Origin of the sequence: Brevundimonas sp. G8, from assembly GCF_902506205.1 — a bacterium.
GTDB lineage: Bacteria > Pseudomonadota > Alphaproteobacteria > Caulobacterales > Caulobacteraceae > Brevundimonas.
Genome location: NZ_LR732816.1, coordinates 360,593 through 369,738 on the forward strand (window position 1 = coordinate 360,593; position 9,146 = coordinate 369,738).

Sequence of the window (9,146 nt, forward strand, 5' to 3'; positions counted from 1 at the left end):
CCCCGCTAAAGGTCGCGTCGCCGCTGATGAGGGATTTCGATGCGCGTAGCGATGATTGGGACGGGTTATGTGGGCCTGGTGTCCGGCGCCTGTTTCGCCGACTTCGGGCACGTCGTCACGTGCATCGACAAGGACCCGTCAAAGATCGAACGGCTGGAGCGGGGCGAGATCCCGATCTTCGAGCCGGGGCTGGACGATCTGGTCGCCGCCAATGTGCGCGAAGGCCGGCTGTTCTTCACCCTGGACGGCGCCGAGGCCATCCGTAACGCCGACGCCGTCTTCATCGCCGTGGGCACGCCGACGCGTCGCGGCGACGGCCACGCCGACCTCTCCTACGTCCACGCCGCCGCCGAGGAGATCGCCGGCCTGATCGAGGGCTTCACGGTCATCGTCACCAAGTCCACCGTCCCGGTCGGCACGGGCGACGAGGTCGAGGCCATCATCAGGAAGACCAATCCGAGCGCCGACTTCGCCGTCGTCTCCAACCCCGAGTTCCTGCGTGAGGGCGCCGCCATCGGCGACTTCAAACGACCCGACCGCGTCGTCATCGGCATCGACGATATCGCCGGCGACATCGGCCTGCGCGCCCAGAAGGTGATGAGCGAACTCTATCGTCCGCTTAATCTGAACGAGAGCCCGCTGCTGTTCGTCGGCCGCCGCACGTCCGAGCTGATCAAATACGCCGCCAACGCCTTCCTGGCGATGAAGATCACCTTCATCAACGAGATGGCCGACCTGTGCGAGGCCGTCGGCGCCGACGTGCAGCAGGTCGCACGCGGCATCGGCCTGGACAAGCGGATCGGCTCGAAATTCCTGCACGCCGGCCCCGGCTACGGCGGCTCGTGCTTCCCCAAGGACACCATCGCCCTGGTCCGCACCGCCCAGCAGTATGGCGCCCCGACCCGGCTGATCGAAGCCACGGTCGAGGTCAACGAAGCGCGCAAGAAGGCCATGGCCGACCGTGTCGCCACGACTTTGGGAACCAGCGTCCAAGGCAAGACCGTCGCCCTCTTGGGCCTGACGTTCAAGCCCAACACCGACGACATGCGCGACGCGCCCAGCCTGGACATCGCCCCCGCCCTGATCGCCGCCGGCGCCAAGGTTCAGGCCTTTGACCCCGAAGGCATGCACGAGGCCGCCAAACTGCTGCCCGACATCGAGATGAAGGACAGCGCCTATGACGCCGTCGTCGGCGCCGACGCTGTGGTGCTCGTCACCGAATGGGACCAGTTCCGCGCCCTGGATCTGGACCGTATCAAGCTTCTGATGAAGCAGCCGGTCCTGGTCGATCTGCGCAACATCTATCGGCCCGAGGACATGAAGAGCCGCGGCTTCCGTTATATGGGCATCGGGCGCGGCTGATGGGGTCGCCGATCCTCGTCACCGGTGCGGCCGGCTTCATCGGCATGCACGTCGCCGAACGCCTGCTGGACCGGGGCGAACAGGTGATCGGCGTCGATGTCTTCAACGACTATTATGATCCGCGCCTGAAGGCGGCCCGCGCCGCCCGGCTGGAAGGCCGCAACGGCTTTCGCATGGTGCGCGCCGACATCGCCGACCACGAGCAGATGCGCGCCCTGGTCGCGGACGCAGGCGTCAAGCGGATCGTCCATCTCGCGGCCCAGGCGGGGGTTCGGTATTCGCTGGAGAACCCCTTCGCCTACGAGCGCTCGAACCTGGCCGGCCATCTGTCGATGCTGGAGACCGCGCGCCACAACGGCGTGACCCATCTGGTCTATGCCTCGTCCAGCTCCGTCTATGGCGACCGGCCGCTGGAAGGCTCGGGCTTCCGCGAAGACGACCCGACGGTCAATCCCGTCTCGCTATACGCCGCGACCAAACGCTCGTGCGAACTGATGAGCCAGAGCTACGCCATGCTCTATGGTTTCCCGCAATCGGGCCTGCGCTTCTTCACCGTCTATGGCCCGTGGGGCCGGCCGGACATGGCCTATTTCAGCTTCACCCAGAAGATCGTGCGCGGCGACGCCATCGAGGTCTATGGCGAAGGGCGGATGGCGCGCGACTTCACCTATATCGATGACATCGTCGATGGCGTGGTCGCCGTGCTGGACCATCCCCCGGCCCAGGGCGTGCATGAGGTGTACAACATCGGCGACAGCCAGCCGGTCGGTCTGATGGACATGATCTCGACGCTGGAAACCGCCTTGGGCGTCGAGGCAAAGAAGGTCATGCGGCCGATGCAGCCGGGCGACGTGACCGCCACCTATGCCGACATTTCCAAGCTGAACGCCCTTTGCGGCTATCAGCCGAAGGTGCCGCTCAAGGCTGGGCTGAAGACGTTCGTCGCCTGGTGGCGGCAGTACGAGAACGGCTGAAGCGAAAGGCTGGGGCCGATGCGACGCGACATCCTTCCAGCCGCCGCCGCACTGGCTCTGTTCGGCGGATCAGAAGCCTCGGCCCAGTCCTTGCGCATGGCCCAGGACCGCACAACCGACCTGTTCGCCCGTGACCGCGCCGTCGCCGTGCGCGACCGTCCGCAACCCGCCTATGACGCCCTAGGCATCCGCACAGGCGGCTTCACGGTGTTTCCCAAACTTCAGTTCGACATCGTCCACGACGACAATGTCTTCGCCAACGACGACGCGCCCGAGGCCGCAACCACGCTCCGCCTGAGGCCCGAGATCGTCGCCACGTCCAACTGGTCCCGCCACGCGCTTCAGGCCCACGCCCGCGTCGCCATCGACCGCAATCTCGACTTCGACAGCGAGAACACCACCGACTGGAGTCTGGGCGCCGCCGGCCGCCTGGACGTGGTTCGTGGCGCGAACTTCGTTGCCGGGGCCGACTACGCCAAGGCGCACGAAGCACGCACCGCCGCCGGCGCCGATCCGATCACCCAGCGGCCTGTCGCCTTCGACCTGACCTCCGCCTCTCTCGGCGCCGAACGGGCCAGGGGGCGTCTGCGCGTCTCGGCCCGGGCCGCCGTTCACCACTACGACTATCGCGACGGCTTCAGCGAAACGGGTGCGGTGATCGAACAGGACGACCGCGACCGCACGGTCCTCACCCTGACCGGCCGCGCCGACTATGCCCTCTCCCCCGCCACGGCGATCTTCCTGCAGGTCATTGGCGACGAACGCGACTACGAGCACGTGGCCGGACGCCCCCTGCGGACTTCATCGGGCTATCAGACCCTGACGGGCGTGGATTTCGAACTGGGCGCCTTGGTCCGGGGCGAGATCGCCGCCGGCTATATCCGTCAGGACTTCGAGGATGCCGCCTTCGGAGACCTGGACGGTTTCGGCGGCCGGGCGAAACTGTCGTGGTTCCCGACCCAACTGACCACCGTCACGGCGGCGGCGTCGCGAACCGTCGAGGATACGGGCGTCATCGGCTCGGCCGGCGCCTTGCGCACTGACTGGTCGCTGAGCATTGACCACGAGTTGCTGCGCAAACTTATTCTGACGGCCCAGACATCCTACACGGACGACGACTACAACGGTCTGACGCGAACCGACACGCGCGTCGCCGCCGGGTTCAGCGCCGCCTACCGCGTCAATCGACGATACGCTCTCACGGCTGGCCTGACCTGGCTCGACCAGTCTTCTTCGGGCGCCGCCAAAGGCCCCAGCTACGACACCACCCGCCTCTCCATCGGGGTCGTCTCCCAATTCTGAGCCAAACGGCCGAGACGCGAAGATTGACAACCTGAAAGCGACGCCGCACCACTGACGCTGACGACCACCGTTCGACGGCGCAATGACACAGACGAACGATAACGCCTTCGCGAGCGCCCGCCAGACGCCGCCCGACGACGACATCGACATCCCTTGTTACGTCGCCGCCTTCCGCCGTCGCGCCGGCCTGTTCATGGCGGTCGCGACGGTCGTCTGCCTGATCGTTCTCGCCCTGATGCTGGGCCAGACGCCGGTCTATACCGCCACCGCCAACCTCCAGATCAACACCCGCAAGGAGCAGGTCGTCGCCGGCCCCGCCGTCCTGTCCGCCCTCAACGCCGAGGCCGCCATCGCTGACACCGAGGTCGAGGTGCTGAAGTCGCCTCAACTCGCCGCCGGGGTCGTGGACGCGCTGAACCTGATCCAGGATCCCGAGTTCAACGCCCGACTGCGCAGGTCCCCCTTCGCCGCCCTCACGGACCGGGTCGGCCGCGCCCCGATCCCCGACCGCGAAATCCAGCGCCAACAGGTCATCGACGCCGTCAGCCGCCGCCTGACCGTGGGACGCGTCGGCCTGACCTATTCGATGGCGGTCGGCTTCACCTCCGACAGCCCGTCCAAGGCGGCCCGCATCGCCAACGCCTTCGCCGAACGCTACCTTCAGTCCCAGCTGACGGCCAAGTTCGACGCCAACAGCCAGGCCAACGCCTTCCTCGGCGCCCGGCTGGAGGACTTGCGCCGCCAGGTCGAGACCGCCGACGCCGCCGTCTCCACCTACCGGATCGACAACGGCCTGCTCAGCGCCCAGGGCGCGACCCTAACCGAGCAGGAAATCTCGGTCTATAATCAGCAACTGGCGTCCGCCCGCGCCCAACAGGCCGAGCATGACGCCCGTCTGCGCACCGCCCGGTCCCAGATGGCGGCCGGGTCCAACGGCGACGATGTCGGCGAGGCCCTGACCTCGCCCGTGGTCCAGAACCTGCGCGCCCAACGCGCGGCGATCAGCACCCGCGTCGCCGACCTGTCCGTCCGCTACGGCCCGCTGCACCCCGACATGATCCGCGCCCGCCAGGAACTGGTCGACATCGACGCCCAGATCCAGGCCGAGATCCGCCGCGTCGTCTCCAACCTGGACGCCCAGGCCCAGGTCGCCCGACAGCGGACGGCTTCGGTCGAGACAAGCCTAAGTGCAGCTCGGGGGACACTGGCCGACAACAACGCCGCCTCGGTGCGGCTGCGCGAACTGGAGGGCGAGGCCGAGGCCGCCCGCGCCATCTACCGCGCCTTCCTGGATCGCTATCGCGAGACCAGCGCCCAGACGGGCGTCGAACAGGCCGACGCCCGCATCGTCTCGCGCGCCACGCCTCCGACCTCGCAGAGTGCGCCGAACCTGATGCTCAGCCTCGCGCTGGGTCTGGCGCTGGGCGTCGGCGCAGGCGTGTTCGCCGTCATCGTCGCCAACACCATGCAGACCGGCCTAGGTGGGCCCGAAGACATCGAACGCAAGCTGGGCCTGGCGCCCATCGGCGCGATCCCGCTGGCCTCGTCGGTCGCCGCCTTGGAAGACCGCGACCTGCATCCCATCGACCTGGTGCTGCAACGGCCGCTGTCGGTCTTCACCGAGGCGTTTCGCGCCCTGCGCACCTCGATCACTCCCATCGTCAGCGTCGTGGGCGTGCCAGCCGGCCGCATCGTCGCCGTCACCTCCGCCCTGCCCGGCGAGGGCAAGACCACCGCCGCCGTCTGCCTGGCCCGCGTCGCGGCTCGGTCGGGCGGCCGCGTCCTGCTGATCGACGGCGACCCGCGCCGGCGCGGCGTCACGCGGATGCTGGGCCTTGATCCCGACGCGGGCCTGGCCGAGGTGCTGCACGGCGCGGCGTCCTGGCGAAACCTCCTGGTTCTGGACCCTGCATCCGGCGCGCAGATTCTACCCTTGTCAGGCTCTGGGCTGTCGGCAGACGACCTCTTCAGCGCCCCGCCCATGGACGCCCTGTTGGCGGAGCTGCGCCAAGCATTCGACCTGATCGTCATCGACACCGCGCCCGTGCTGGTCCTGGCCGACGCCCGCGTCCTGGCGGCCAAAGCTGACAGCGTCCTTCTGCTGGCCCGCTGGCGCAGAACCCCCGCCCGCGCCGTGGCCGCCGCGATCCGCATACTGAACCAATCCGACGCCCACACCTTGGGCGTTACCCTAACCCAGGTAGATGTGAGAGCCCAGACGAAACAGGACTATGACCACGCCGGATACAATTATCGAGCTTATCGCAAATACTACGCTGCCTAAGGCCCATCACCAACAAACCTAGTCAGATCAATCTGATCTGCGCTGATTCGTCCCTTCTAAGCTGCAGTTCCCCTCCCCTGTAAGTCACCAAGCCAATTTATCAGCGCCCTGTGTCACCGCCTGCAGACAATCCAAAGGGGCTCAGGGTCTTGTTCTGATCGCAAAGGATCGAACCGCGGCGTTGAACCGCGCGAGATTATCCTCCCCGTCATAGACGCCGTGCGGCCCAGCGAAATGGGCGGCGGTCAGTTGGTCCGCCGGCACGCCCACCTGATCCAGAATATAGCGACCCGCATAGGCTGGCGTGGTCAGGTCATAATAGCCTGCCATCCAGAACAACCGCATGTTCGGCGGTGCTGTCAGTCTAACGCTAGTTTGTCTCCATTTCAGGGACGCCTGGACGATCAAGTTTAGGCCTCAGATCGCACGACGGCTGAAGAAGCTTCGTCCCCTCTCCCTCTCCCTCTCCCTCTCCCTCTCCCCGCTGGTATCTTGACGAAGTCGTTTGCTCAATCGGTGGGAAGCGCATGTTTCTGTGGCGCGCGGTGGACGATGAAGGCGAGGTGCTAGATGTTGTCGTTCAGCGAGGAAGGGATACCGACACCGCCTTGAAGCTGCTCTGGGGTCTGCTGAGAAACCAGCCGATCGAAGCTGAGAAGATCGTGACGGATGGGCTCGCGTCATACCAGGCGGCTTTGAGCCCGCTTGGCCTGCGGCACTTACATTCTCTAGGCCGGCTTCGAGAAAACAATCGGGCGGAAAACTCTCACCTGCCGATACGCCGACGAGAGCAACAGTAGCAGCTTTTCAAATCCCAGGCGTCAGCCCAACGCGTTCTCACCACCCACGCCGCGATCTAAAACACCTTCTACGCCCAGAGGCATCTCGTCAGCCGACCCGGCCTCCGTCCGCCGGGGCTGAGGCGGCTGGGATGGCGGCTGCCTGAGATTTCGTCTGGCTGGGCAAGGATCGGCCGATGCCGTTTAATCTGACAGCACCCACAGCGACGCTTCAGCCTCATTCTCAGTTTCAGCCGTGATCTCAATGGCGATCCTCAATGGTAGCAGCATCTCAGGCGGAGGCGCGGCTATACGACGGCCCACAACGACGGCGCGCAGGTCGGCGTTGGCCTCTTCGTGGGCAAAGGGCGTGAACTCCAGGCGTTCGACGACGCCTTGTCGGTCGATCCACACCTTGAGGAGCAACGGCGGCGTGGGCTGGTCTTCGGCGGGGCGGGTGGCTTGCAGATAGGCCCGCAATCGTGTCGCCGCTTCGCCATCCTCGCCCAGCCAGTCAGACAGCGTCGTGGTGACGGCTTCAGCGTAGGCCACCCAGGCGGCCGGCGCCTCGGATGCCGTCATGCTTTGGGGCGTCGCCTCCCGGGCAGCGCCGACACCCGGTATCAGGGCGACCATAGCCGCCAGGATCCCGGGCAAACGGGTCGTCACGCCTTTCGAACCCAGCCAGCGCATCAGTACCTCCAATCGAAATCGACCGAGCTGGATCGAGGCCAGGACGGCGAAAGGGCTGGGCGTTGCGGCAACGCGCCGTAATCTGTGGCGGACGGGGGCTGAGGCGATGGCGCCGCCTTTGGTAAGGGCGATATCCGATCGTTCACGTCGGTCTCCTCTTCGTCCTTCATCACCATGAAGTACAGGCCGACGCCCAGCACCACGGTGACGGCGACGCCGCCGACGAAACCGGTCATCAGAATGAGCAAGGCGCTGAGCATGGCTGTCTCTCGAGTCTTAGGATGTTGGCGCGATCGTCACTGGGACAGGCGTTCGCGCTCGAAGGCGATTGTCTGGATGCGAGCATCCAGGCCGGCGACGACCTCCGCGGTCAGGTCGTTGGCGAAGTTGCCGCCCATGGCGGTGTTGCGATCGAACAACAGGCCGCAGATCTTGGAGGCATAGACCTGGGCGATCACAGGTTGGGTTTCGGTCGCGATCCTTTGCATGGCGGCGGCGCGCGTGGCCTCGATCTCGCGGCCGACCTGGGCGGCCTGGGTCTGAAGCGCCTGCCAGCGTGTGGCCAGTTGTTCGCGCCGCTGACGGTTCTCGGCGCTGTCGATCTGACCTTCCAGCGATCGAGCGTCTGCTTCCAGCGGTGTGCGCTGAGCGTCGATCTCGGCCTGGGCGGCCTGGGTCAGTTCGGCCAGACGTGCGCTGGCCGCCTTGCCCACGGCGGCGTTGGCGAAGACGGCCTCGCGCGACAGCAGGCAAACACCGGGAACGACAGGGCCGCCCAAGGTCTGAGCTTGAGGTTGGGATGCTGGTTGGGCCGAAGGTGTCCCGCCGATGGTCTGGGCCGACGCGGCGGCGGGGATGGCGACGATGATTGCAGCGGACAGGAGAAGGCGGGAAATCATGATCAGGCTTTCGCGGACTTGGTTTTCGGAGAAGGCGAGTGAGACTGAGCTGGCGCTGCGGCCGTATCGTTCGATGGTGCGGCAGCGACATTTGCCGAAGGCGCGCTCATGCGATCCAGCAGGTTCCGGAACCGGTCCAGCGATGCGAGATGAAAATGCACCATCGCCAGCCAGCCCTTGCGATGCCAGTCCACCACCACATCGTCAGGCAGGGCGTTGAATCGCTCGACATCGACGATCTGGAATCCATCCAGGCCCAGCTTGCGACCGTCCTTCAACGTGGCGTCCGCGCGGCGGTCGATCAGCAAGTCTTGAGCTTTCAGCGCTTGTCCAAAGGCCAAGGTCGCAGACGCCTCGCCTTGGAAGGCGTCGCAGAATGACAGCGCCTGGCGCGTCAGTTCGCTAGGCTTTCCATCCTCAAACAGGGGCGCGCCTTCTTCGCCTGCTCGCACGATACGGTAGGATCCCGCATCGATGGCCAAGGCGAAGCCCTCAGGGTTGACCGTGGCGATGAAGCCGAACGGATAACGGCGCACATAGGCCGGAACATAGGCCGAGACATCCCAACGCCCATCGACCACGAACAGGTTGGCCTGCTCCAGGCCCAAGACCACGATGGGCTGGGCCGTTTCGCCGGAGAAGAGCACGGGATAGGCGGCGCTTGCGGCCGCCAGTTCACCGACGACGATGGGCGCGTATGCGGTATCGGCGGCAAAGCCGACGTCGCCGTCGCGTAAGCGCCACTCGGAATGAGCGGCGGACGAGAGAGGCTGGGGATCGCGGTAGAAGAGCGGAAGCGCGGAGGCGTCCGAGGTCGGGTCTGTCATTTCACTACTTCTGAAAAATCGAGAAC

10 protein-coding genes are annotated in these 9,146 nt (G+C 65.9%); 5 read left to right on the forward strand and 5 right to left on the reverse strand.

The annotated features are described in order from the left end of the window. Positions 1-39 precede the first annotated feature (39 nt). From CHRYSEO8AT_RS01805 to CHRYSEO8AT_RS01820, 4 genes are all read left to right on the forward strand, one after another. Positions 40-1,362 (forward strand): UDP-glucose/GDP-mannose dehydrogenase family protein, encoded by a 1,323-nt coding sequence (locus tag CHRYSEO8AT_RS01805; protein ID WP_159845403.1) that lies wholly within the window; start codon positions 40-42, stop codon positions 1,360-1,362. Further along, on the forward strand, positions 1,362-2,336 hold the full coding sequence (locus tag CHRYSEO8AT_RS01810; protein ID WP_370514215.1) for an SDR family NAD(P)-dependent oxidoreductase: 975 nt from the start codon (positions 1,362-1,364) through the stop codon (positions 2,334-2,336). The genes CHRYSEO8AT_RS01805 and CHRYSEO8AT_RS01810 overlap by 1 nt, the downstream gene beginning before the upstream one ends. Positions 2,337-2,354: 18 nt before the next feature. Then, a complete protein-coding gene (locus tag CHRYSEO8AT_RS01815; RefSeq protein WP_159845406.1) occupies positions 2,355-3,638 on the forward strand; it encodes an outer membrane beta-barrel protein in 1,284 nt (427 codons plus the stop codon). Between the two features lie 82 nt (positions 3,639-3,720). Next, positions 3,721-5,922, forward strand: a complete 2,202-nt coding sequence (locus CHRYSEO8AT_RS01820; RefSeq protein WP_159845409.1) for a polysaccharide biosynthesis tyrosine autokinase — start codon at positions 3,721-3,723, stop codon at positions 5,920-5,922. Between the two features lie 141 nt (positions 5,923-6,063). Here the strand turns inward: CHRYSEO8AT_RS01820 and CHRYSEO8AT_RS01825 are convergent, their stop codons facing one another. Next, positions 6,064-6,267: a hypothetical protein gene (locus tag CHRYSEO8AT_RS01825; RefSeq protein ID WP_159845412.1), complete on the reverse strand. Its 204-nt coding sequence runs from the start codon at positions 6,265-6,267 to the stop codon at positions 6,064-6,066. 182 nt (positions 6,268-6,449) lie between these two features. Here CHRYSEO8AT_RS01825 and CHRYSEO8AT_RS16075 point away from each other — a divergent pair, with 182 nt between their 5' ends. Beyond that, positions 6,450-6,722, forward strand: coding sequence for a DDE-type integrase/transposase/recombinase (locus CHRYSEO8AT_RS16075; RefSeq protein WP_236547384.1), 273 nt, complete (start codon positions 6,450-6,452; stop codon positions 6,720-6,722). A gap of 183 nt (positions 6,723-6,905) precedes the next feature. On the opposite strand, the gene CHRYSEO8AT_RS01835 is transcribed toward CHRYSEO8AT_RS16075, so the two are convergent. The 4 genes from CHRYSEO8AT_RS01835 to CHRYSEO8AT_RS01850 are packed head-to-tail and all read right to left on the reverse strand — an operon-like array spanning position 6,906 to position 9,120. Then, complete coding sequence (locus CHRYSEO8AT_RS01835; RefSeq protein ID WP_159845415.1) at positions 6,906-7,394, reverse strand: hypothetical protein; 489 nt, start codon at positions 7,392-7,394, stop codon at positions 6,906-6,908. Continuing rightward, entirely contained in the window at positions 7,394-7,654 is a 261-nt protein-coding gene (locus CHRYSEO8AT_RS01840; protein WP_159845418.1) for a hypothetical protein, read from the reverse strand. The genes CHRYSEO8AT_RS01835 and CHRYSEO8AT_RS01840 overlap by 1 nt, the downstream gene beginning before the upstream one ends. Before the next feature lie 36 nt (positions 7,655-7,690). Beyond that, positions 7,691-8,293, reverse strand: coding sequence for an OmpH family outer membrane protein (locus CHRYSEO8AT_RS01845; RefSeq protein WP_159845420.1), 603 nt, complete (start codon positions 8,291-8,293; stop codon positions 7,691-7,693). Positions 8,294-8,295: 2 nt separating this feature from the next. Next, positions 8,296-9,120, reverse strand: a complete 825-nt coding sequence (locus CHRYSEO8AT_RS01850; protein ID WP_159845423.1) for a SapC family protein — start codon at positions 9,118-9,120, stop codon at positions 8,296-8,298. Between the last annotated feature and the right edge of the window lie 26 nt (positions 9,121-9,146).

Excerpts from the sequence above, each read along its gene's own strand:
- CHRYSEO8AT_RS01805 (WP_159845403.1), top strand. The coding sequence starts at position 40 with ATGCGCGTAGCGATGATTGGGACGGGTTATGTGGGCCTGGTGTCCGGC.
- CHRYSEO8AT_RS01810 (WP_370514215.1), top strand. The coding sequence starts at position 1,362 with ATGGGGTCGCCGATCCTCGTCACCGGTGCGGCCGGCTTCATCGGCATG.
- CHRYSEO8AT_RS01815 (WP_159845406.1), top strand. The coding sequence starts at position 2,355 with ATGCGACGCGACATCCTTCCAGCCGCCGCCGCACTGGCTCTGTTCGGC.
- CHRYSEO8AT_RS01820 (WP_159845409.1), top strand. The coding sequence starts at position 3,721 with ATGACACAGACGAACGATAACGCCTTCGCGAGCGCCCGCCAGACGCCG.
- CHRYSEO8AT_RS01825 (WP_159845412.1), bottom strand. The coding sequence starts at position 6,267 with ATGCGGTTGTTCTGGATGGCAGGCTATTATGACCTGACCACGCCAGCC.
- CHRYSEO8AT_RS16075 (WP_236547384.1), top strand. The coding sequence starts at position 6,450 with ATGTTTCTGTGGCGCGCGGTGGACGATGAAGGCGAGGTGCTAGATGTT.
- CHRYSEO8AT_RS01835 (WP_159845415.1), bottom strand. The coding sequence starts at position 7,394 with ATGCGCTGGCTGGGTTCGAAAGGCGTGACGACCCGTTTGCCCGGGATC.
- CHRYSEO8AT_RS01840 (WP_159845418.1), bottom strand. The coding sequence starts at position 7,654 with ATGCTCAGCGCCTTGCTCATTCTGATGACCGGTTTCGTCGGCGGCGTC.
- CHRYSEO8AT_RS01845 (WP_159845420.1), bottom strand. The coding sequence starts at position 8,293 with ATGATTTCCCGCCTTCTCCTGTCCGCTGCAATCATCGTCGCCATCCCC.
- CHRYSEO8AT_RS01850 (WP_159845423.1), bottom strand. The coding sequence starts at position 9,120 with ATGACAGACCCGACCTCGGACGCCTCCGCGCTTCCGCTCTTCTACCGC.